The following is a 21,598-nucleotide window of genomic DNA, read 5'->3' as shown; positions in this document are numbered from 1 at the left end:
ACATATCAATAGCTCAAGTAATCCACACAAACCATGCATTAAAATTGCATGAATGTGTGGATTTTTTATGCCTAATTTTTATAGATCCATCAATTTAAAAATAACCTAAACAGAAACCATCTTCTTAAACTTGAACCAACAAAATCCCTGAGCGAAAAATAGCCTCCTTTTTACTTCTTATCAAAGTAAATAAGCTCGAAAGTGAATTAGTTCGTTTTAAAAACTTTATTTCTATTCTGTTTTATTAAACCTAAGTGCCTTATGGCATCAGTTTTTTGAATTTTTTGATTCACAATACAATAAAAAATTAACATGAAGTTATTTGACAAAACAAACATATGAACATATATTCATATGTAAATAATCCAATTCAGAGGTCCTTATGGGACACAATCATAATCACCCCCATAATAGCCATAGTGATCACAACCACGCACATGTACCTGAAGCAACTACAGGAAATGAAAGAAAAATTCTGATTTCTTTCTTCATTATTTTCAGTTTTATGCTTGTTGAAGCTGCTGGGGGAATCATATCTGGTTCACTGGCACTGTTAGCTGATGCAGGCCATATGATGACGGATGCACTTGCATTAGGATTAGCATATGCAGCGTTTCGCTTTGGGCGTCGTACTGCGGATAAATCACGTACTTTCGGCTATATGCGCTTTGAAGTAATTGCAGGTCTGATCAATTCTCTAACCCTGTTTGGGATTGTTGGATGGATCGTCTATGAAGCGATTGTACGCTTTCAATCACCTCAACCCGTACTTGCAGGACCGATGTTTATCGTCGCAATTGTTGGTATGTTGGTGAATATCTTTATTTTATGGTATCTCACACGAGATGATACGGATCATGTAAATATCAAAGGTGCAATTCTGCACGTGATGGGTGACTTATTGGGTTCTGTTGCTGCAATTATCGCTGCAATCGTCATCTGGTACTCTGGCTGGACACCGATTGATCCGATTTTGTCTGTGCTTGTGTCATTACTTGTATTGCGCAGTGCATGGTCTTTGTTTAAACAAACCATTCATATTTTATTAGAAGGTGCGCCAGCCAATGCGAATACAACAGATATCACCACTCACTTATTAAAATCCGTTCAAGGCATTCAGAAAATTAGCCATATTCATGTATGGATGATTACTTCAGGAAGAGCAATGGCAACATTACATGTCCAACCTGAAGCAGGTGTTGATATCAAGACACTCACCGAACAAATTGAACATGAATTAAAAACCAAATTTGATATTGAACATCCAACTGTCGCGATTGATTGGCAAGGTGATAGCAGCTGTAGCCTTGAAAAACCGACAAAAATTGATCCTCATGCTGGACATAGTCATTAAGATCAATATGGATCAAGCACAAAGCGCCACAAGGTCATTGATTGTTGCCTTGTGGCATCCACATTTTGAAATTCACTTTGCTTTTAATAATCGATTTAAAAAATAGAAAATTTAACCACACTGCTCTTCTGCAATATGTTTTGCCATATCAGACAAAACATGGCTGACATGCGTATCAGCGATTTCATATAAGACTTGTTTGGCCTGACGCTCACTTTTAACCAAACGTGCTGAGCGTAATAAACGTAAATGATGACTAACCAAAGATTGCGATAAATCGAGTGCTTCACAGATATCGCCAACTGGACTAGGTCCACGCATACAGAACATAAGAATTCTGAGACGTGAGGCATCTCCTAAAAGCCGAAAAGTTTCAGCCAGAATGATAATCTCGTCTTGCGATATTTCTGTTGAGCCGTCTTTAAAAGTCATATATTAATCACAATCGTTGTTCATAATTTTTCATCATAAAAGATTCTACTCTTGTGCTTCTCATAAGGACAAGACTTAATCGCGATAAAGTATTTTTCTGGAGGTGCGGTTTTATCAAGCTTGAATAAAAAAACCAATTCTTTATAAAGATTGGTTAAGTTGTAACTTCAGCTTCTTTCCACAAGCAATAATGGTTTTTCGATCGGCATCAATTGCGCCATAAGCAATCGCCATCACACGCATTTGCAGGGTAATATCATAATGCGGATAAGAAGCTGAGCGATGAAATAAACGGGCATCGATTTCCAGCATTTGCGCAAAGTGATGTAATTCCTCCAGTGTATCTGCCATCAAATGACACCATTCTTGGCCTTTAAACGGAACTTTAGCACGATCAACATACACACTCATAACAAGATTCATTTTCCCTATTTCGGATTGATTATCCCATGAAATTCATCCATGATTGAATACAAATTCAAGGTATAGCAAAGCGTCATTTGATGACAAAATATAATGAAAATTTATCCAGCCACACCAATCCATCTCAAGCAACTCAATCAGCTTGCTTGCACCACATATCGCCAACATTTTGCTGATCTTTGGTCAGAACAAGGCCTACAAAGCTTTCTCAATCAAAATTTTAGTTTAGAAAATTTGTCTGAATCTCTGCGAGATCCTGATCAAATTTGGTTATTGCTTGAAAATGAACAAGCGCAAATTATTGGATATGCCAAGCTAAATCTCAATCAATATGAGCCCCATCTAGATATTATTGGTGCAGAATTACAGAAAATTTACTTGCTTGAAAATGCTGTTGGAAAAAGTTTTGCATCTGCACTCATGCAAAATGCGATTGATATTGCACGTGAACATCAACAAGCTTCTGTATTTTTAGAAGTATTGAAAACTAATACGCGTGCAAAAAAATTCTATCAAAATTTTGCTTTTACAGAGAAATTAAACATCGACTTTAAAACCGATTTATATGATATTGGTATGGATTTAATGCAACTCGAATTAACCTCAAGATAATGAAAAAATATCTGATTAGTGCATGTCTTGTAGGTGAAAATGTTCGCTACGATGCCAAGAACTGCCTACAACACAAGCTTAAACAACTGCTAGACACTCAACAAGCCGTGGTGATTTGTCCTGAAGTTTCAGGCGGCTTAAGTACACCTCGGCAACCTGCTGAAATCGTAGGTGGTGATGGTTATGAGGTTTTAAGGGGACAAGCCAAAGTAAAAGACGCCAATGGTGATGATGTTTCAGCTGAATTTATTCTAGGTGCAGAAAAAACCCTAAAACTCGCCCAATACCATCAAGTTACACATATTATTTTAAAAGCCAACAGTCCTTCTTGTGGTTCACAGATGATTTATGATGGATCATTTTCAGGGCATAAAATATCAGGCAAAGGGGTTACAGCAGCCCTACTTGAACAACATGGCTTTAGCGTACTCACTGAAGATGAGTTTTTAAAACAGTTAGCGCATGAATAAGCACTATAAATAAAAAGAGAGCCAAGGCTCTCTAAATGAAAGGTAAATTTTAAAATAGTATTAGGGTCTGTTGACAATTCGTCTATGTTTGCGACTACGTGTGTTTTTTAGGCGATACTAGGCGCGAAATACGAAATTTAGTTATTCTAAATGAGTGGTTCGTAACGACGTAGCGGCAAAAAACACGCTAGTCCCGAAGGGTTGTGGCTAAAATTATCTCAGCATTCGTTATGAAACTCGAAAATAGTCTCGCTATTCTCTTCGTTTCATGCCTTGCCTGCTCAATTTTAACCTACAACGCAAGCCATTTATGAAATGTCTACAGACCCTATTGTTTATTTTCAGCCATTTTATCTGCTTTCGCTGCCCAATAGGTGGCTAAAACAGGCCCTGAAATATTATGCCATAAACTAAAAATAGCACTTGGCACTGCGGTTATTGGAGATGCTGCAAAATGTATTGCCGCTAAGGTCACACCTAAACCAGAATTTTGCATCCCCACTTCAATCGCAACAGCTTTAGAGTCAGGATAAGATAGGTTGAATACACGACTTGCCCAATAGCCTAATAAAAAGCCTAAACCATTATGTAAAATCACCACACCCAAAATCAGCAAGCCCGATTGCAAAATTGAAGCCTTACTGGCTGCAATAATTGCTGCCACGATCACCACAATGGCAATCACAGAGATCAAAGGCATCACTTGAATATATTGCTCAGTCTTTTGTTTAAATAAGCTTCTTAAAATCACGCCCAAAATAATTGGAAAAATTACCACTTTAAGAATGTCGATAAACATTGAACCCGCATCAATCGGAATCCACTGGCTGGCTAACACATAGAATATTGCAGGTGTCAAAATAGGCGCTAAAAACGTTGAAACAGATGTACATGTGACGGATAAAGCAGTATTTCCTTTGGCCATATAGGTGATGACATTGGATGCTGTCCCTCCGGGGCAACAGCCGACAAGGATTACCCCTACCGCAATTTCGGGTGGTAAATTAAAAACTTTACAGAGAAAGAATGCCACACTGGGCATCACCACAAAATGTGCAACGACACCGATCACAACTGCTTTGGGATTTGACAAGACATTTTTAAACTCATCTACGGTCATGGTCATGCCCATCCCCAGCATGATAATCCCTAAAACCCATGGAATATATGCTTTCATCCAGACAAATGCTGCTGGAAAACATAAGGCAATAAAGGCAAAGACCACAACCCATAGAGCAAAAGTTTTTTGTACAAACTGACTAAAACGTAAAATTGCTGACATTGTCCTTACCCAAGCAGATTGAGGATTTCGGCTTATCTTAAAACAAGATGTTCTAAAGCAGTAATATTTCTCAAATGATGCAAGTCTTGATGCTTATGCTGCGTTGAAAATCTCTTTTGAGATCATGCGTTTTACACCGACAGCCAGCATTTCCTGCCATGCATGTTGTAAAGAACCATGTAAATCAATCGCTTTGGTGGCGTCCGAAATCACAAAGACTTTAAAGCCTAACTTGGCGGCATCCATGGCCGTCCATGCGACACAGAAGTCTGTTGCAATCCCGACGATATACACCGTATCTATACCGCGTTCTTTAAGATAGCCCGCCAAGCCTGTAGTGGTTTTATGATCAGCTTCCATAAAGGCTGAATAGCTGTCAATTTGGGAACGAAAGCCTTTACGAATGATCAGTTGTGCGGTTGGTATGTTTAGATCAGGATGGAATTTAGCATCTTGCGTCCCTTGTACACAGTGTGATGGCCACAATACTTGCGGACCGTAATCTAATTGAATCAGCTCATAAGCTTTACGGTTGGGATGATTCTCAACAAATGAAATATGGTTTTCAGGATGCCAATCTTGGGTCAGTACAATATTGTCAAAATGTAGTGCCAATTGATTGATGGTTGGAATGATTTGCTCAGCATGGGCAACTTCCAAATTTCCCCCTGAAGTGAAACCATTTTGTACATCAACAACGATCAAGGCACTACGCTCAGATTGCAACATTTCACTACCCTTATATTGGCCAAATGACTATTATTTTAATCGTAAAAATTTAAATACTCGATGACTCAACATACAATAAAAAAGCCTACATTTGCGAGCATCTTATCAAAATCAATCGTGAAATCATCTAGAACGGTTCGCTAGATTCTAAACGGTGAGACTCAGCCGCCCAATAGAAAATTGTTTTCTAGCGAAGATAGATTTTACCCTGCATTTGGATTAAAACTGCATGCCGGTCATGTTTGATAAAAAACTGAAAATTAAAAAAATTGCTTGGAAATGTGAGTGATTTGTTGCTTTTGTTAAAGAATTTCCAAGCTTTGACTAAAGCATATTGTTCTGACACGCTGAATCAGTCATAATTTGCATAAGCATTAGGCAATCTTTAAGATGATTGTTTCTCGCTCAAATCAAAATACTGCAACCATCCCAATCCTTGTTTACTCAAACGCATGTGGATGGAAAAATAGGATATTTTTTTAAAATGACTCAGCAAGCACAGACCATTCAAGGCTCAATTGTCGCAATCGTCACCCCTATGTTTGAAGATGGCAGCGTAGATTGGAAGGGTCTCGAGAAGCTCGTTGAGTGGCACATAGAACAAGGCACTAATAGTATTGTTGCTGTCGGTACAACTGGCGAAGCATCTACTCTTAGCATGGCAGAACACACAGAAGTAATTAAAGAAATTATCCGTGTTGCCAATAAACGTATTCCAATTATTGCCGGTACTGGTGCAAACTCGACACACGAAGCGATTGAACTCACCAAAGAAGCCAAACAACTCGGCGCAGATGCCGCACTTTTAGTTACCCCTTATTATAACAAACCAACGCAAGAAGGTTTATTCCAACACTATAAGGCAATTGCTGAAGCTGTTGATTTACCTATCATTCTTTACAACGTACCTGGTCGTACTGGTGTAGATCTGCACAACGACACCGCGATTCGTTTAGCAGATATTCCTCAAATCGTAGGAATTAAAGATGCGACTGGCGATGTTCCCCGTGGTAAAGAGCTGATTGATGGCTTAAAAGGCAAAAACATGGTGGTGTATTCAGGTGATGATGCGACTGCGAGTGAATTGATTCAGTTAGGCGCCCACGGCAATATTTCAGTGACAGCAAATATTGCACCAAAAATCATGAGCGAACTTTGTGCCGCTGCAATTGCAGGTGATGCTGCAACAGCGAAAAGCAAAGATGACCAAGTTGCAAAATTAAACAATATTCTATTTTGCGAATCGAACCCAATTCCAGTGAAATGGGCACTTCATGAAATGGAATTAATTGGTACTGGCATTCGCTTACCATTAACTCCCCTAGCAGAACAATACCGTGCACCACTGCGTGAAGAACTCAAAGCAGTGGGTCTCATTTAATAAGAGCTTAGTATTATGCAATTACGTTTAGGTTTAACTCTTGCCATTTCAGCTTTAAGCTTGGCGGGTTGTAGTTCCCTTGGAATCAGTAATGGTTCTTTAGATTATAAAAACACGACCACTGTAGAGCCACTTAGCTACCCTGAAGGTTCAACAGTTAGACCTGCAACGCCAATGTATCCAGCTCCTATTGTTGACCCTCTTGCACTTCAGCATGCACCAAAATTTGAAAATAAACGAGGCAACCGTTACGAGGTTCCTCGTCCAGATGTTGCTCAAATCAGTGCACCTGCTGATGAAGTTTCTGCATCAACTGAAAGTGTTGGTCGTCCTCAAATTTTAACTGATGGAAATGGCAATCCACTGATCAAAATTGATGGAAATTCTGCTACAATTTGGCAGTACGCACTTGCGACCCTCAGTAGCTTAAATCATAAAGTTATCGGCCAAAGCAAAAATGCCAATGAGGCAACTGTAAAAATCGATAATTCAACTTATGTATTGAAACTTAATTCTGTAGGTTCAAGTAACACACTTGCTGTGTTTAACGCCGATAATAGCTTTGCAGACAAAGAAAAAGCTGCAGAACTATTAACCCAGATTTACCAAAACTGGCCAGCCTAGTCGTTCTAGGCAATTTTTTTTTGCAAAAGGTTCCCCCATGTTAAAACAAACCTTGCTCTATACTGGTAAAGCGAAATCTGTTTATGAAACAGATAGCGCGGATCATCTAATTCTAGTTTTCCGTGACGATGCTTCTGCATTTAATGGCGAAAAAATAGAGCAACTAGACCGTAAAGGTAAGGTGAACAACCGTTTTAATGCCTTTATCATGGAAAAACTGGCTGCAGCTGGTATTGAAACACACTTCGAAAAACTTCTTTCTCCAACTGAAGTTTTAGTGAAAAAATTGCAAATGATCCCTGTTGAATGTGTAATGCGTAATTATGCTGCAGGTTCATTATGCCGTCGTTTGGGTGTTGAAGAAGGTTTAGAGCTTGTTCCACCAACATTTGAATTGTTCTTCAAAGATGACGCTTTAGGCGATCCTATGGTGAACGAGTCTCAAGCAATTGCATTGGGTTGGGCAAATGCTGAACAATTGGCGCAAATGAAAGAATTGACTCAAAAAGTCAATGTTGTGCTGAAAGACTTATTCGCTCAAGGTAACATGCTTCTTGTTGATTTTAAACTTGAATTTGGCGTGTTCCATGACCATATCGTTTTGGGTGACGAATTCTCTCCAGACGGTTGCCGTCTATGGGATAAAGACACCAAGAAAAAACTCGACAAAGACCGTTTCCGTCAAGGTTTAGGTGGTGTTGTTGAGGCTTATGAAGAAGTTGCTACACGCATTGGTGTAGATCTTTCAGATATCTAATTTTAGATACTGATTCTTCAGAAACCGAGCTTTTTAGCTCGGTTTGTTATTTTAAGATGTTGATTTTTCTAATAGGTAATCATATAAATTTTCACCAGCTTTTTTCTGAAAGCGGTTTTCAAATAAAGGCACTAAAAACTCAGGATTAATTTGTGGGAAACTAATGTCCTCAAAATCTTCATCGGATGAGTCTGCATATTGAATAATGACAATAATTTCTTCACCCTGTTGGTTTTTTAATTTTCCTTGTGTTCTTAAATCTTGTAATGCTTGAATAATGGTCTTTTGATAGTGCGCTTGCAATTCGCTATATTGCTCATCTGTATAATCCTCTCCCAAGTCCTGATACAAAGCCGTGATTGCATCGTGAACACGATTATTGGCAGTACTTGAACAACTCCATTCTGAAATCCACCATGCTTCATAGACGTCTTCAAAGGTTTTTAATTGTTCTAATGTGCATCCTACATAAAAGAAACCACAGAAATCTTCAACCATTCCCAAACCAATAGCACATAAATGCTGATCTTGTGTAAGCTGCTGAATCTCAGCGAAAGCATCTTGAATGTCTTGGTAAATCACTGAATATAAATGGTCTTTGTTCATCATCATGTTCTTATCATTCACAATTTCAATGCAGAGTTTACTATCAAAGCATAAGTTCTGTATATAAACCATTCGCCTATGTTGGCATTTAGCATTCGTAAAAAATTCAGCAATCGATGGCTTAAAAATACTGTAAATTATTTTTGAAAAAGCGTTGCGATGAAACTTTAAACATTAAAACTTGACCTTACAATTATGGTAAGGTTTATCTTAAGTTTAAGTCTTCTTAGAGCAGGGTGAGATATGGAATTTTATATTGAAAATATGACCTGTGGTGGTTGTGCACGTGGTGTAACCAAAGCAATTCAATCTGTAGATGAAAATGCTAAGGTGATTGCCGATCCACCAAGTCACAGTGTTAAAGTTGAAACAACAGCAACACAGCAACAAGTGGTTGATGCTTTATCAGAAGCGGGCTTTCCTCCACGCTAAACTGATTGGATAAGATGAAAAGGGCTATCAATTTAAGGTAGCCCTTTTGCATTAAAGCAAATATAAACTGATCAAACCCAGCTTTTGCTGATGTAAATTGTTGATCATCACTATATTTCATCAACTTGATTCAATATCATCACCTCATCACTGAGCCATTCAAAATCATACGCTTTATCAATAATTTCAAAAGATTGTGTATCAAACTTCCCATAAAACATCGCATGATAAAATCTAGATTTCTAAACTGAGAACACTTTAAATAACCATACACTTTGCAGATTTTATTCTATTTATATTTTTAAAAGTTGTTTTCTAAATAACCTCAAGCTCACTATGATCACAACAAACCGTTACAAAAAGAGCTACAAAATAGAGTTATGCGTACATTATCAAAACGATATTCATTAAGCCTGACCGCCAGCTTAGTTTTTACATTTCTGTATCCACATGCATACGCTGCGGAACAGATTCCAGCCACCCAAGAAGTTAAAACACTTGATACCATTGTTGTCACAGGTACACGTTCGCTAAAACGTTCTAAAACAGATTCCTTACAACCGATTGATGTGATTAGTGCAGCGGAATTGACAGAACGTACAGGTTCAAGTGAGTTAGGTACGGCGCTGGCTAAAATTATCCCCTCGATTAACTTTCCTCGTCCAACCGTTGTTGATGGAACAGAACTCGTTCGCCCAGTGCAACTAAAAGGGCTTTCTCCTGATCAAGTTTTGGTTTTAGTGAATGGCAAACGTCGCCATACAGGGGCATTTATTAACCTTGGGGGCACCATTGGACGCGGTTCGGCACCGACCGATTTAAATGCCATTCCGATTTCTGCTATCAGCCGTATTGAAGTACTTAGAGAAGGTGCGTCTGCTCGCTATGGTTCAGATGCAATTGCTGGTGTCGTCAACATTATCTTAAAGTCTGATCCTAAAACAGGTGATGCAGGTATTCGCTACGGTATTTATGACAAAGGTGATGGTGAACAAAAACAATCCTATGTTTCGGGCGGTACTCAACTGGGCAATTATGGTTATGCCATTTTTTCTGGTGAATGGCAGGACAATGAAGCAACCAATCGCGCAGGTTTAGACCTTCGTGATCCAAACGCCACTACATACGGACAAAGAACTTTTCGTTTTGGTGATCCAAAATCTGATGAGGTAAAAGCTTCTGTTAATGCTGGTTTTGACCTTAGTGATACTGTTGAATTATATGGTTTTTCAACCTATAGCCATCGTAATGCAGAAACTGCTGGGTTCTATCGTTTGAGTAATGCCTCGAACAATGTACCTGCATTATTTCCAAATGGTTATTTACCGCTGATTCGCGGTCAATTGGATGACTTTAGTGCCGTTGCAGGCTTACGTGGGGAAGTCGCAGATTGGCGCTATGATGTTTCAGCCAATTATGGCTTAAACCAATATGATGTAAATACAAAAACCATCAATGTCGATCTATACAAAGATACAGGTTCAACACCAAATTCATTCCATAATGGACAGTTAAAGAATACCCAAGCTGTTTATAATATTGATTTGTCAAAAGAATTTGAGATCTCTGCTTTTGCAAGTCCATTAAATGTCGCGTTTGGTGCCCAATATTTAAACCAACAATATCAAATCAAAGCAGGCAATCCTGCCTCTTATTATAAAAGTGGTTCTTCAGGTTTATCAGGCTTTCGCCAAGCAGATGCCGGGAAATGGACACGTGACAGTTATGCAGGATATCTCGATTTAGAAACAGATATTACCCAAAAACTTTCAGCATCTACAGCCTATCGTTATGAGAAATATGATGACTTTGGGGACACCAATAATGCATCTCTTTCGTTACGTTATAAGCTTTTACCTCAAGTTGCGGTACGTGGCTCAGTTTCTACAGGCTTTCGCGCACCGAGTCTAGCACAACAATATTTCACCCAAACCTCTTCGCAATTGGTCAATGGACAGTTTGTTGAGGCTGGAACATTTCCAAGTTCTTCACAAGTTGCACAATTGCTCGGCGCAGAAGACTTAAAAGCTGAAAAATCAAAGAATTATAGCCTTGGCTTGGTACTTACCCCAACTAAAAACCTATATGTAACTTTGGATGCCTACCAAATTGATATTGATGACCGCATTAGCTTATCTTCAAATATCAATGCCAGCAGCCCCGCTGTTCGCGCTTATTTGGTGTCTAAAGGGATTACCGATACCAATTTCAGCACGGTTCGTTTCTTTAATAATGCCAGTAATACCCGCACTCGTGGTGTAGATTTAGTTGCCAATTACCAATGGAAAAACCTGCCTTATGGCGAGTTAACCACATCTTTGGCATATAATTTTAATCGCAATAAAGTCACCGATGTCGATAAAAACCCTGAGATTTTAAATGCCTTGGGTGTCAACCTCACCCGTTTAGACCGTCGTGAACAATATGGTCTATTGGCAGGAAGCACGCCTGAACATAAGTTCAGTTTAGCCAATGATTATAAAATTGGAAATTTTGGTATCAATACCAATATCACGCGTTATGGTAGCTTCGAAACTTACAGTAACTCAGGTGCTGCCAGTGATCAGAAATTTTCTGCAAAATGGCTGTTGGATTTAGCACTGACATACCAATTAAACAATTGGAAATTTACTGTTGGGGGAGACAACATTACCAATGTTTATCCTGATAAAGATGTTTATGACATCAACAAACCTACTGGCGGAAGTTTGCAATACAGCCAGTTCTCACCGTTTGGTTTTAATGGTGCGTTCTATTACGGCAAAATTAATTATAAGTGGTAGGGGTTAAAGTTAACCAAGGGCTTAAAACCGAGTTGAATGGCTCGGTTTTTTATGTGTGTCGTTATTGGGTATATCCTCAACCGGTTTAGAAACGCATAGACTAGAATATAATTTTCTTCATTCATAATTTTAATTAAATCAATTCTATGGGCAAATAAGTTGTTTGATTTTAAAAACATTCATTGCACACTTTGCTTTGAAAGTTTAAATCAATTTGTGTAGGTGCTACCTAACTTTTCAGAGATGAACAGAGACACGTTACAAAATCTCCTGTTGGATCAGCGAGTATCGGTAAGCTTGGATTGCTGATGAACTTTTTTTAAGAAACTTATATACTCAAAACAAACGATATTCAGATTTAATCCAACATGATAAAAACAATTTATGCTGTCATTTTATTCTTGATCATTTTAAATCCTGCACAGGCGGAAGAGTTAAGCTGTCAGCAAGATTATCCTAAAATTATTGCGCCTGACTTAGATCAATTAGGACAAGATTTAAAGAAAAATGATTATTCATTTATGCAACAAAAAACCCATCCATCTCTGATCAATTATGTTGGTGGTGCAGAAGTTTATCAACAGCTGCTTCAATACGCTCAAAATCTGCTTACCAAATCACAGGTAGAAATTGTCAATGTACAATCAAAGCCGCCACTTTATAGCTATATCGTAGATCGTGAAGAAATTTGCTTTGTACCCAAAACCATCACCATGAAAGTTGCGGGTCAAATTCAAGCAGCATCGCCCTCATTTATGGTCGCCATTCGTTCACTACAATCACATCAATGGACCTATCTGGACGGTGCAGGACTAAAGAATAATCCTCAAATGTTGTTTACACTTTTTCCAAATTTCCCCAAAGATGTAAAACTCCCATTTCAAACAGATGCCATAAAATAAGCTACTGGATGATGACCTTTATAGGGGCTGAAAAGATTTGATAGTAGTTTTGTGCATCAATCTGATATTTATAACCTGCCAAAACATATGCAGTGCCCTTTTCAGAGAAACTCAACTGACCATTTTTAATCTCATGTTTTGCAGAACCAGATAAAACGACAAAATTACTGAGTTGTTGATTGAGTTTCACGCCATCTTGCTGAACCAATTGCGCATTGAGTAATACCGGCTGTTCAGCTTTTACTTTGACATTTTTGGGTGCTTGAATATCAACGATGTATTTTGCATAAAGTTGCGCAGAATTGGTGGTTATCCCGTAGGTCCCTGCAATATATAATTTTTTAAATGTTTCATCATTCAATGCCCAAGGCCAAAAACTGATTCCACGGTGCTTGGTCGTTTCTAAAAGATTGATCAAATCAGCACGATAAGCAGGGTTATACGTTGAATTATATTTCTGAACATCGGCATTGATTTGTTTGGCGGCAATTAAAGTATTGCGGCTATTGGGCATACTTCCAACCAATAACCCTCGTGGTATCTCAGACAATTGTGACTGCGCACGCGCAACTTGATCTGAATTAAATGAGGTCGTGACGACTTGATTTTCAACTTGGTACTTTTTAATTTCATCCTGCATTTTTGCAACCAATGCTGGATTGGCACTTTTCATTTCGATCATTAGTACAAAGTTTGGATTGTGCTTAAATGTAGTGAAATATTCTGCAAGGGTCGGTATTGGATAAGCTTTGTTTTTAGATTTTAATTGCTGAACCTGCGCAAGGCTCATTTCTTCAATTTTACCTGTTGAACGCGTAGTACGATCCACTGTTGCATCATGCATCACCACAAGATGCTGGTCTTTGGTTAAATAAATATCGTTTTCAACAATATCTGCACCCAAAGCAACTGCATGTTTTGCACTTTCTAAAGTATTTTCATCTTCTAAACTGGGTACACCACGATGCCCAATAATAAAGGGTTTACGCAATAAAGTATTTTTTGGAAATTGTTTTAAGACACTGGCAAATAGCGTACTTTGCGTTGTAATAATCCCATTCACACCTGAAGTCAAAATACTGGCGACATCCTGCGGATCATGTGCTGGGGTATCAACCCACACTGTCATTAAATGACGTTGAATAAAGCTGACACTCGATTTGTTGGCAAGACTATGCGGAAGAACCACGATGCGTGCATAGGCCTGATTAGTACGACGCATAATTTCAGAAAGACTTGCATGACTCTCCTTTAAATTTTCGCGACTTAAATCTAATGCTGTTCGAAGCGTAGGTACAATTTGATGCGCAGACTTGAGTAAATCATCACTTTTCGACAATACAGTAATATCGCTCATATCGTGAGATTTAGAGAGTAATTTTAAGGCTTCAATGCTTTTGGGATCTTTGATTTCTAAAACAGGAATGGTATTGCGCTGTGGATTCACCAAATATTGTTGTAATGTTTCAACCACCTGCCCTGTCTGATCAAGCAAGTTTAAATTGGCATCTAATTGATAATATAACTGATTAGTTGAATTTAATGGACTGCTGGTATTTTTAACTTTTTGAATTAGCGTCGGTGCCAAAGCGACATTAGTTTGAATTTCTTGTACTTGAGTGACTTTATTGGCTAAGTCTGGCAATGCACTGGTTTGTTCAGAGACTTGAATATTTTTAACTTTTAAGACTAGGCCTGTTGCTGAAAGCCCGATGCCGCCTTTGGCAGATCCTTGGTCAAGTTCTACATCTTGCATTAACTGGTGGTTTAAATAGTGTTGTACCCGTTGTCCAGAGACCACAATGCTGGCTTTATACCATTGATTTGCTTTGATGTTCTCCGAAAATGCTTTCGTTTCAGAGACCTCCCACTGCCCGTTACTTTTATGACGACCAAACTCCGTACCATTTTTTGCAGTGGTATCTGTTCTGAGGGTAAATTGATAATAACTGCTTGGAATCACCCCCTGAGTTTCTGTGACATCATAAATCACACTGCCCCAACGCGAGTTATTGACAGCTTGGTCTAAAGTAAATTCGAGATCAATGCGATAATTTTGCTGTTTTTCAAGATTTTGCGGTAATAAAATTGAGGTCGGACTGACTGAATTTGCTCGACCATCAATATGAAGCATCCCATTCTCAACATAGACATTGCCGGCATTGTTGCCAGGAATACGCCAGCCTTGAGGAATTGTTTTTTGCTGAACAAAACTTTGTTGATAAAGTGTTTTAAGCTGTTGCGAAGCAAGTTTAGGCTGATTTTGGGTCGAAATTTTACTTGCAAGCTCAGCATGGCTCAACATCGGCAAAGAAATTAAAACAGCAAAAGATAAAACGGATAATTTCATAAAATTTCTAAACCATTTAGAAGCACTTTGCTCAAGCGTATTTCTAAAATGGTGTCAGCCTAATTTAAATTTTGCCGATATTTTAAACCTTTATATAAAATAGAACATCTATTTAAAAGATGCCTAAGCAAATAAACTTCACAACTATTGTTGCTGCTGTTCTTGTTGCCAACGACGTTGCTGTAAACGCTCACCTTCAACTTCACGCTTATTACGAGCAGACTCATATAATTTTGTGCCTTTCAATTCAGGTGGTAAATATTCCTGTAGCACAAAATTTTCAGGGTAGTTATGAGGATAAAGATAATCCACACCATAGCCTTGTTGTTTCATAAGCTTGGTCGGTGCATTACGTAAATGGAGTGGCACAGGTAGGTTGGACGTTTTTTCTGCAAGTTCTAAGGCTTTATTGATCGCCAAATAAGTGCTGTTACTCTTTGCACTGGTTGCCAGATAAACTGCGCATTGGCCTAAAATAATTCGACACTCAGGCATGCCTATCGCTTGAACCGAGCGGAAACATTCGCCCGCTAAAAGCAAGGCATTTGGATTTGAGTTACCAATATCTTCTGAAGCAGCGATCAACATACGACGAGCGATAAAAACCGGATCTTCACCGCCTTTAAGCATACGTGCCATCCAATACAACGTTGCATCAGGATCACTACCTCGAATAGATTTAATAAACGCAGACACAAGATCATAATGCTGCTCACCTGATTTGTCATAGCGTGCAATGTTCTGTTGCGCAACTTTGACCACGATCGCATTGGTCACAATATTTTCAATATCGGACTCAAAGGTACTGGCAATTAAATCGATTAAATTAAGTGCCTTACGTGCATCACCCGCAGCAAATTGAACCAATGCATCAAATTCTTCAATCTGGATATGGCGGTCTTTTAAAAATTTATCTTGTTGAATCGCGCGTAAAATGAGTTCTTGAATCGCCTCATTACTTAATCCATTTAAGGTATACACCTGACAACGAGACAGCAAAGCACTGTTGACTTCAAATGAAGGGTTTTCAGTGGTCGCACCGATCAGGGTAATTTTGCCTTTTTCAACCGCATTCAATAAGGCATCTTGTTGCGACTTATTAAAACGATGAATTTCATCAATAAACACCACCGGTGTTAATAAATCACCGCTGTCAGCAATCACCTCACGGAGCTCTTTTACCCCTGTATTTAAGGCAGATAAGCTAATAAATGTACGATCGACTGCTTGAGCCAATAACAATGCGATGGTGGTTTTTCCAACACCAGGCGGCCCCCAAAAAATAATCGAGGGTAAATGCCCTTGATCAATCATTTGACGGAGTGGTGCTGCGACACCGAGTAAATGATCTTGCCCAATAATTTCAGACAAATCACGTGGACGTAAACGTTCTGGAAGCGGAATTTGAGTGTCTGACATACTGCTTTTTTAATTGATGAATGCTGTCCTTAGTCTACTATGGAAAATCATCAATATTGCACTTTCAGCTTTAAAATAATCGATTCTGCAAAACATCCATTAATGAGGCCTGAAATACTTGACCATGACTGAGGTGTGGATAAAGCATTAATTTTGCATCTACGCCTTTACTGGCCAAATCTAAAACCAATTGACGGTTATTTTGAATCATGTCCCGATCTGCATTTGGGCTGATTGGTCCAGTTGTAGACTGAATAATGTCACCTTCCATCACCCATAATTTTTTATTTTTTAATTGCTCAGGTGGGGCTTTTTCAACGGCTTTGAGTAATCGAGAATCTGCCCATGTGAGAGATGGACTGGCTGAAAAATAGTGTGAAAACTTATTATCTGTGCTTTGACTATTTAAAAGGGTATCTAAAACAAATAAACCAGCATAAGAATGTCCCCATAATGCGGTACGTTGCTTATCCAGTTTTACTTGCGTATTGACCCACGGCATAATTTTTTCAAACAGCACCTGTCTAAATTGTGCACTACCGCCTGCCATACGTTCAGGATTGCGTGGGTCAGCCGCCACTTTCCCAGATTCATCGGCAGGTGTGTAGTCTACAGACCGTGAAGCGGACTCAAACGGTAACTGGGTTTGATAGCCTATAGCCACCAACACGGGGCTGTCTTGTTCGGATAGTTTTTTTAACAGTGACTCATCTAAACGCGCCATAGCAGAGTTGCCATCTAACATATAAACAGCAGGTAAGATCTTATTTTTATTGATGTGTTTAGGGATACCGACCCAAACTTTATAATGCCGTTGTTGATCTGCGGATTGAAAATTTTTTACTTGAAATTGATAGTAACTGGAGCCTTGCTCCGCAATATTTGGCCCTAAAGCTTGCAAATCTGGTTTTGCATAAACATTGCAGTGAATACCGAAACTCAGGCTGATTGCACATAAACAGAATGCACTTTTTTTGAATAACCAAGATAAAGCAAACATTTTAAAACACATCAAACTGAAGAGTTTGCCTATCATATTACTATTTGATAATGATTATCAATTCATAATTGATTCAAATGATTTAACGCACCCATCTTACAATGTATTCATCAATGTCTTCTTCATTGACTTCTGTTTCGGAGATACAACGCCCAGCAGCAGATTTTCTGGCCTTAATCACATTGCTTCTTGAGCCTGTGATCAGATAGTGCCATGCCGGTAAATTTTTACCTTCATTCACCCGACGATAAGCACAACTTGAAGGCAACCAATGAATATTGGCTAATTTTTCAGGGCTTAATTGAATACAGTCAGGTACATAATCTAAACGATTAGGATAGTCAGAACATTGTGCTGTTTCACAATCGAGGAGTTTACAAGACACTTTGGTATAGGCTATTTCATGTGTGTCATCATCTTCTAATTTCACCAAACAGCACAGCCCACAACCATCGCACAACGCTTCCCACTCGGTCGGATTTAACTCAGACAGTGTATAATTCTTCCAAAACTGGGGGCGGATCTCAAAGGTCATGGCATAACATTAAAGTCATTTAAGGCGAAATAATTATATCAGTATATAAGCAGAAATTAGAAAATTTAAAACAGAACAAACCTTTACATATTGCTTTATTAATCACACTTTTTAAACACAACTTCACAAGTCCCTTAGATTTTTCTGCCTATACTGAAAATACATAACAAAAATATGGAGATGAATCTTATGTTTCGTTGGGCAATTATTTTCGCTGTGATCGCCTTAATCGCAAGTTTATTTGGTTTTGGTGGTGTTGCGGGAATGTCTAAAGACTTCGCAGTCATTCTTCTCGTTGTCGCGGTAATCCTCGCGATTGTTGGTTTTATTTCGAGAGGAAAAGTTTAGCTTTTCCTGATCAATTTTCATAAAAGAGAAGAACCTTGGTTCTTCTCTTTTTCATTTGAAAACGACCTTTTTCATTCATAAATTTTCACATTTCTATTGTAAATATTCGAAATTTAGTCATTTGAATCTTATATATTTATGCTTTAATCAATCTCATTCTCGCCGATACACAAGGATTAACAGATGGCTCTTGCAATCAAAACTCGTGAAATTCAATATCAAGCAAAAGATGGAACAACTTTAATCGGTTATTTTGCTGCACCTGAATCCGCACAACCAGTTGCAGGTGTGATTGTTGGTCCAGAATGGTGGGGTCGAAATGAGTATTCTGAACAACGTGCTCGAGAGTTGGCACAGCATGGTTTTGCTGCGCTGGCAATTGATATGTATGGTGATAAAAAAACCACCGCTGCTGCGACTCAAGCCCATGAGTGGATGATGCAAACCTTCCAACATGAGCAGACCATTGTTGAGCGTTCTGCTGCTGCTCTGGCAGCTTTAGCAGCACAACCAGAAGTCGATGCAACGCGTTTGGCTGCGATTGGATTCTGTTATGGCGGTAAAGTGATATTAGATTTGGCTCGTTCAGGTGCTGACTTAAAAGCTGCGATTACTTTCCATGCAAATTTATCTGCACAAAATCCAGCGGAAGCAGAAAAATTTAAAGCGCAAGTTTTAGTGCTACATGGTGAAAAAGACAGCATGGTGTCTTTGGCAGATGTCGAATCGTTTAAACAAGAAATGCAGCATGCTCAGGTAAAATCTGAAGTGATCATCCTGAAAGATGCTAAACATGGCTTTAGTAACCCACAAGCAGATGAAAAAGCAAAAGCCAATGGCGTAGATCTAGGTTATAACGCCGAAGCAGAAAAAGCTGGATTAGCAGCAATGTATGATTTATTAGATCGCACCTTGGCTTAACCTACTCTGGCTTAATTAAAATATGTTCTAAGTTGATTAAGACAACAAAACGAGGGATTAGAAATGACTGAAAAAGTATGTCCTTATTGTGACTTTGAAGAATTTGATATCATTGATAAAAATGAATTTGGTGCAATTTTGCCTGAACATAACCCTTTGTCTAAAGGTCATTCAGTGATTATTCCTTTGCGCCATATTGCTTCTTTTTTTGAGGTTTCAGAGAAAGAACGTAAAAGCCTTTCCTCTTTATTGGAACTGGCACGTAACGAGCTTAAGATTCGCCATCAACCTGAAGGATTCCATATCGCTTTTAATGATGGTCATGTGTTTGGTGAAGACCAAAGTGAACATTTCCATATTCACATTATCCCACGTTATAAAAACGAACCGCTTAAATTGGATAAGCGTTGGGGTATCATCAACGAAAACTAAGTTGTGACTATAAATTCTTTTGAAAAGACGCTTTGGCGTCTTTTTTTATGCAGATTACTGCTCAAGTTTAAGATAATTTTCCGCAATAAATTTATCTTGGTTATACTGAGCATCCAATTTTTACGCTAGATTGTTATGTCGCAATTTTCATTTTCAGATGCGCTATTGACTTGGTTTGATCAACACGGGCGCCATGATTTACCGTGGCAAGTGGCTGATGATCCATACAAAGTTTGGGTGTCTGAGATTATGTTGCAACAAACACAAGTCAAAACTGTACTGCAATATTTTGATAAATTTATCCAACGCTTTCCGACTGTCGATGATTTGGGTAAAGCCTCATGGGATGATGTTGCCCCCTATTGGGCAGGATTAGGCTACTACGCCCGTGCACGCAATTTGCATAAAGCAGCAGGCGTGGTCAGCCAGCAAGGGCATTTCCCACAAAGCTTAGAACAATGGGTGGAACTTTCAGGTATTGGTCGCTCTACTGGTGGCGCACTGATGTCGCTTGGCTTACGCCAATATGGCGTCATTATGGATGGCAATGTAAAACGTGTTTTGGCCCGTTTCTTTGCCATTGAAGATGACCTGAGTAAACCCATCCATGAACGAGCCATGTGGCAACTGGCGGAAAGTTTATGCCCAACTGAACGCAACCATGACTATACCCAAGCAATTATGGATTTGGGTGCAACCATTTGCACGCCCAAAAAGCCACTCTGCTTATACTGCCCTATGCAAAAACATTGCCAAGCCCATCAACAAGGGCTAGAAACTGAACTGCCTTATAAGAAAGCTAAAAAGCCTGTTCCCGTTAGAACAGCCACAGTGTTATTAATTGAGTCAGATCAACAATGGTTATGGGAGCAGCGTCCTAACAGTGGTTTATGGGGAGGCTTATGGAGTTTACCGATTTTTGAAAATGAGCTCGCGTTTCAACAGCTTTGTCAAAGTCTAAAACTTATTTCAACTGTTGAACCTGTCCAAATCTCGCATAGCTTTACCCATTTCACATGGATTTTAAATGCGCATATTGTTCGAGTTGAATCAGACCAAAAAGAATATCTTCAGGCTGAACTTGGGGGCGAATGGTTAACACCACAAAAAGCTACACAAATGGGCATCCCTACAGCCATGAAAAAATTGATCTCAGCAGTAAAAATATGACATAGTCAGACACGGGTATTCTAAGCATATTTCAATTTTAATTTGCCCTTTTGAAACTTGAAAAAAAGGATTTCTCGTGTCACGTAGCATCCAATATTGCTTGATGGCCTTGCTTGCCATTATTTTAACTGCATGTACTACTGCACCTAAAAAGCCAAGCTCATCTAAGCCACAGCTTCCACAAGCTCAAATTAACCGCCTAAAAGCAATGTCAATGCCAACCCGATTGGCAATTCCTGTAGATGGAGTAAAACCACAAAACCTCACAGATACTTGGGGTGCATCTCGCAGTGCTGGGCGAGCACATGAAGGAATTGACATCATGGCTTCACGTGGAACCAAAGTTTATAGTAGTACTGAAGGTGTGATTGCCAGCTTAAAGAGCAATAATCTGGGGGGTAAAGTGATTTGGCTCATCGGACCAGGTGGTGTTTATCACTATTATGCTCATCTAAACGATCACAAACGTGGTCTACAAGAAGGCGATTACGTTAAAAAAGGTCAGTTAATCGGCTATGTGGGCAATACTGGAAATGCACGACATACTGCACCGCATTTGCACTATGGACTATACTTAAGAGGTAAAGGCCAAGGTGCAGTCAACCCCTACCCTTATTTACGTTAATTTTAGATTGA

Annotated in this window: 23 protein-coding genes; 14 read left to right on the top strand and 9 right to left on the bottom strand. The window is 39.0% G+C overall.

Annotated elements, in window-relative coordinates:
* Positions 1–382 precede the first annotated feature (382 nt).
* Positions 383–1,354: a cation diffusion facilitator family transporter gene (locus FHR28_RS14270; RefSeq protein WP_166782918.1), complete on the top strand. Its 972-nt coding sequence runs from the start codon at positions 383–385 to the stop codon at positions 1,352–1,354.
* Between the two features lie 111 nt (positions 1,355–1,465).
* Here FHR28_RS14270 and FHR28_RS14265 read toward each other — a convergent pair whose 3' ends face one another.
* Both FHR28_RS14265 and FHR28_RS14260 read right to left on the bottom strand, forming a co-directional pair.
* The gene (locus FHR28_RS14265; protein WP_166782917.1) at positions 1,466–1,786 is read right to left on the bottom strand and encodes an ArsR/SmtB family transcription factor; all 321 of its coding nucleotides are present in this window, start codon (positions 1,784–1,786) and stop codon (positions 1,466–1,468) included.
* Positions 1,787–1,927: 141 nt separating this feature from the next.
* Entirely contained in the window at positions 1,928–2,197 is a 270-nt protein-coding gene (locus FHR28_RS14260; RefSeq protein ID WP_004718783.1) for a DUF4031 domain-containing protein, read from the bottom strand.
* 105 nt (positions 2,198–2,302) lie between these two features.
* On the opposite strand from FHR28_RS14260, the gene FHR28_RS14255 reads away from it, so the two are divergent.
* The gene (locus tag FHR28_RS14255; protein ID WP_166782916.1) at positions 2,303–2,821 is read left to right on the top strand and encodes a GNAT family N-acetyltransferase; all 519 of its coding nucleotides are present in this window, start codon (positions 2,303–2,305) and stop codon (positions 2,819–2,821) included.
* Positions 2,821–3,291 (top strand): DUF523 domain-containing protein, encoded by a 471-nt coding sequence (locus tag FHR28_RS14250; protein ID WP_171527367.1) that lies wholly within the window; start codon positions 2,821–2,823, stop codon positions 3,289–3,291. The genes FHR28_RS14255 and FHR28_RS14250 overlap by 1 nt, the downstream gene beginning before the upstream one ends.
* A gap of 328 nt (positions 3,292–3,619) precedes the next feature.
* On the opposite strand, the gene FHR28_RS14245 is transcribed toward FHR28_RS14250, so the two are convergent.
* Positions 3,620–4,573 carry a bile acid:sodium symporter family protein gene (locus FHR28_RS14245; protein WP_105713924.1) on the bottom strand — a complete coding sequence of 318 codons (954 nt, stop codon included), beginning with the start codon at positions 4,571–4,573 and terminating at the stop codon, positions 3,620–3,622.
* Between the two features lie 93 nt (positions 4,574–4,666).
* Entirely contained in the window at positions 4,667–5,302 is a 636-nt protein-coding gene (pncA, locus tag FHR28_RS14240) for a bifunctional nicotinamidase/pyrazinamidase (RefSeq protein WP_166782915.1), read from the bottom strand.
* 484 nt (positions 5,303–5,786) lie between these two features.
* Here pncA and dapA point away from each other — a divergent pair, with 484 nt between their 5' ends.
* From dapA to purC, 3 genes are read left to right on the top strand one after another with little or no spacing between them, the layout of a single operon-like run.
* Positions 5,787–6,683, top strand: coding sequence for a 4-hydroxy-tetrahydrodipicolinate synthase (gene dapA, locus FHR28_RS14235; protein WP_151956677.1), 897 nt, complete (start codon positions 5,787–5,789; stop codon positions 6,681–6,683).
* 15 nt (positions 6,684–6,698) lie between these two features.
* Complete coding sequence (locus FHR28_RS14230; RefSeq protein WP_004718797.1) at positions 6,699–7,307, top strand: hypothetical protein; 609 nt, start codon at positions 6,699–6,701, stop codon at positions 7,305–7,307.
* A 37-nt stretch (positions 7,308–7,344) separates the two neighbouring features.
* Complete coding sequence (gene purC, locus FHR28_RS14225; RefSeq protein ID WP_166782914.1) at positions 7,345–8,064, top strand: phosphoribosylaminoimidazolesuccinocarboxamide synthase; 720 nt, start codon at positions 7,345–7,347, stop codon at positions 8,062–8,064.
* Between the two features lie 51 nt (positions 8,065–8,115).
* Here the strand turns inward: purC and FHR28_RS14220 are convergent, their stop codons facing one another.
* Positions 8,116–8,676 carry a DUF4303 domain-containing protein gene (locus tag FHR28_RS14220; RefSeq protein ID WP_228722089.1) on the bottom strand — a complete coding sequence of 187 codons (561 nt, stop codon included), beginning with the start codon at positions 8,674–8,676 and terminating at the stop codon, positions 8,116–8,118.
* 237 nt (positions 8,677–8,913) lie between these two features.
* On the opposite strand from FHR28_RS14220, the gene FHR28_RS14215 reads away from it, so the two are divergent.
* The 3 genes from FHR28_RS14215 (at position 8,914) to FHR28_RS14205 (ending at position 12,787) form a co-directional block, all read left to right on the top strand.
* On the top strand, positions 8,914–9,102 hold the full coding sequence (locus FHR28_RS14215) for a heavy-metal-associated domain-containing protein (protein WP_004818287.1): 189 nt from the start codon (positions 8,914–8,916) through the stop codon (positions 9,100–9,102).
* A gap of 380 nt (positions 9,103–9,482) precedes the next feature.
* Positions 9,483–11,885, top strand: a complete 2,403-nt coding sequence (locus FHR28_RS14210; protein WP_166782913.1) for a TonB-dependent receptor plug domain-containing protein — start codon at positions 9,483–9,485, stop codon at positions 11,883–11,885.
* A 368-nt stretch (positions 11,886–12,253) separates the two neighbouring features.
* Entirely contained in the window at positions 12,254–12,787 is a 534-nt protein-coding gene (locus FHR28_RS14205; RefSeq protein WP_166782912.1) for a hypothetical protein, read from the top strand.
* A gap of 1 nt (position 12,788) precedes the next feature.
* Here FHR28_RS14205 and FHR28_RS14200 read toward each other — a convergent pair whose 3' ends face one another.
* The 4 genes from FHR28_RS14200 to FHR28_RS14185 all read right to left on the bottom strand — a co-directional run bounded on the left by FHR28_RS14200 (position 12,789) and on the right by FHR28_RS14185 (position 18,091).
* Positions 12,789–15,137, bottom strand: coding sequence for a glycerophosphodiester phosphodiesterase family protein (locus FHR28_RS14200; protein ID WP_166782911.1), 2,349 nt, complete (start codon positions 15,135–15,137; stop codon positions 12,789–12,791).
* Between the two features lie 144 nt (positions 15,138–15,281).
* Positions 15,282–16,556 (bottom strand): replication-associated recombination protein A, encoded by a 1,275-nt coding sequence (locus tag FHR28_RS14195; RefSeq protein ID WP_004718810.1) that lies wholly within the window; start codon positions 16,554–16,556, stop codon positions 15,282–15,284.
* Between the two features lie 70 nt (positions 16,557–16,626).
* On the bottom strand, positions 16,627–17,556 hold the full coding sequence (locus tag FHR28_RS14190; protein ID WP_166782910.1) for an alpha/beta hydrolase: 930 nt from the start codon (positions 17,554–17,556) through the stop codon (positions 16,627–16,629).
* An 82-nt stretch (positions 17,557–17,638) separates the two neighbouring features.
* Positions 17,639–18,091 (bottom strand): YcgN family cysteine cluster protein, encoded by a 453-nt coding sequence (locus FHR28_RS14185; RefSeq protein ID WP_034614705.1) that lies wholly within the window; start codon positions 18,089–18,091, stop codon positions 17,639–17,641.
* A gap of 189 nt (positions 18,092–18,280) precedes the next feature.
* Here FHR28_RS14185 and FHR28_RS14180 point away from each other — a divergent pair, with 189 nt between their 5' ends.
* The 5 genes from FHR28_RS14180 (at position 18,281) to FHR28_RS14160 (ending at position 21,587) form a co-directional block, all read left to right on the top strand.
* Positions 18,281–18,439, top strand: coding sequence for a DUF1328 domain-containing protein (locus FHR28_RS14180; protein WP_004718815.1), 159 nt, complete (start codon positions 18,281–18,283; stop codon positions 18,437–18,439).
* A gap of 183 nt (positions 18,440–18,622) precedes the next feature.
* Positions 18,623–19,360, top strand: coding sequence for a dienelactone hydrolase family protein (locus tag FHR28_RS14175; protein ID WP_166782909.1), 738 nt, complete (start codon positions 18,623–18,625; stop codon positions 19,358–19,360).
* Positions 19,361–19,423: 63 nt separating this feature from the next.
* Positions 19,424–19,792, top strand: a complete 369-nt coding sequence (locus tag FHR28_RS14170) for an HIT family protein (protein WP_004718818.1) — start codon at positions 19,424–19,426, stop codon at positions 19,790–19,792.
* 135 nt (positions 19,793–19,927) lie between these two features.
* Entirely contained in the window at positions 19,928–20,962 is a 1,035-nt protein-coding gene (gene mutY / locus FHR28_RS14165; RefSeq protein ID WP_151956671.1) for an A/G-specific adenine glycosylase, read from the top strand.
* A 76-nt stretch (positions 20,963–21,038) separates the two neighbouring features.
* The gene (locus FHR28_RS14160; protein ID WP_004718822.1) at positions 21,039–21,587 is read left to right on the top strand and encodes a M23 family metallopeptidase; all 549 of its coding nucleotides are present in this window, start codon (positions 21,039–21,041) and stop codon (positions 21,585–21,587) included.
* Positions 21,588–21,598 lie beyond the last annotated feature (11 nt).

Source organism: Acinetobacter sp. BIGb0196 (assembly GCF_011759595.1).
Classification (GTDB): Bacteria; Pseudomonadota; Gammaproteobacteria; order Pseudomonadales; family Moraxellaceae; genus Acinetobacter; species Acinetobacter guillouiae.
This window is presented reverse-complemented; position numbering and strand designations above follow the sequence as displayed.

Bases quoted from the DNA above. Each gene is read 5' to 3' on its own strand.
- FHR28_RS14270 (WP_166782918.1), top strand. From the start codon at position 383: ATGGGACACAATCATAATCACCCCCATAATAGCCATAGTGATCACAAC.
- FHR28_RS14265 (WP_166782917.1), bottom strand. From the start codon at position 1,786: ATGACTTTTAAAGACGGCTCAACAGAAATATCGCAAGACGAGATTATC.
- FHR28_RS14260 (WP_004718783.1), bottom strand. From the start codon at position 2,197: ATGAGTGTGTATGTTGATCGTGCTAAAGTTCCGTTTAAAGGCCAAGAA.
- FHR28_RS14255 (WP_166782916.1), top strand. From the start codon at position 2,303: ATGAAAATTTATCCAGCCACACCAATCCATCTCAAGCAACTCAATCAG.
- FHR28_RS14250 (WP_171527367.1), top strand. From the start codon at position 2,821: ATGAAAAAATATCTGATTAGTGCATGTCTTGTAGGTGAAAATGTTCGC.
- FHR28_RS14245 (WP_105713924.1), bottom strand. From the start codon at position 4,573: ATGTCAGCAATTTTACGTTTTAGTCAGTTTGTACAAAAAACTTTTGCT.
- pncA (WP_166782915.1), bottom strand. From the start codon at position 5,302: ATGTTGCAATCTGAGCGTAGTGCCTTGATCGTTGTTGATGTACAAAAT.
- dapA (WP_151956677.1), top strand. From the start codon at position 5,787: ATGACTCAGCAAGCACAGACCATTCAAGGCTCAATTGTCGCAATCGTC.
- FHR28_RS14230 (WP_004718797.1), top strand. From the start codon at position 6,699: ATGCAATTACGTTTAGGTTTAACTCTTGCCATTTCAGCTTTAAGCTTG.
- purC (WP_166782914.1), top strand. From the start codon at position 7,345: ATGTTAAAACAAACCTTGCTCTATACTGGTAAAGCGAAATCTGTTTAT.
- FHR28_RS14220 (WP_228722089.1), bottom strand. From the start codon at position 8,676: ATGATGATGAACAAAGACCATTTATATTCAGTGATTTACCAAGACATT.
- FHR28_RS14215 (WP_004818287.1), top strand. From the start codon at position 8,914: ATGGAATTTTATATTGAAAATATGACCTGTGGTGGTTGTGCACGTGGT.
- FHR28_RS14210 (WP_166782913.1), top strand. From the start codon at position 9,483: ATGCGTACATTATCAAAACGATATTCATTAAGCCTGACCGCCAGCTTA.
- FHR28_RS14205 (WP_166782912.1), top strand. From the start codon at position 12,254: ATGATAAAAACAATTTATGCTGTCATTTTATTCTTGATCATTTTAAAT.
- FHR28_RS14200 (WP_166782911.1), bottom strand. From the start codon at position 15,137: ATGAAATTATCCGTTTTATCTTTTGCTGTTTTAATTTCTTTGCCGATG.
- FHR28_RS14195 (WP_004718810.1), bottom strand. From the start codon at position 16,556: ATGTCAGACACTCAAATTCCGCTTCCAGAACGTTTACGTCCACGTGAT.
- FHR28_RS14190 (WP_166782910.1), bottom strand. From the start codon at position 17,556: ATGTTTGCTTTATCTTGGTTATTCAAAAAAAGTGCATTCTGTTTATGT.
- FHR28_RS14185 (WP_034614705.1), bottom strand. From the start codon at position 18,091: ATGACCTTTGAGATCCGCCCCCAGTTTTGGAAGAATTATACACTGTCT.
- FHR28_RS14180 (WP_004718815.1), top strand. From the start codon at position 18,281: ATGTTTCGTTGGGCAATTATTTTCGCTGTGATCGCCTTAATCGCAAGT.
- FHR28_RS14175 (WP_166782909.1), top strand. From the start codon at position 18,623: ATGGCTCTTGCAATCAAAACTCGTGAAATTCAATATCAAGCAAAAGAT.
- FHR28_RS14170 (WP_004718818.1), top strand. From the start codon at position 19,424: ATGACTGAAAAAGTATGTCCTTATTGTGACTTTGAAGAATTTGATATC.
- mutY (WP_151956671.1), top strand. From the start codon at position 19,928: ATGTCGCAATTTTCATTTTCAGATGCGCTATTGACTTGGTTTGATCAA.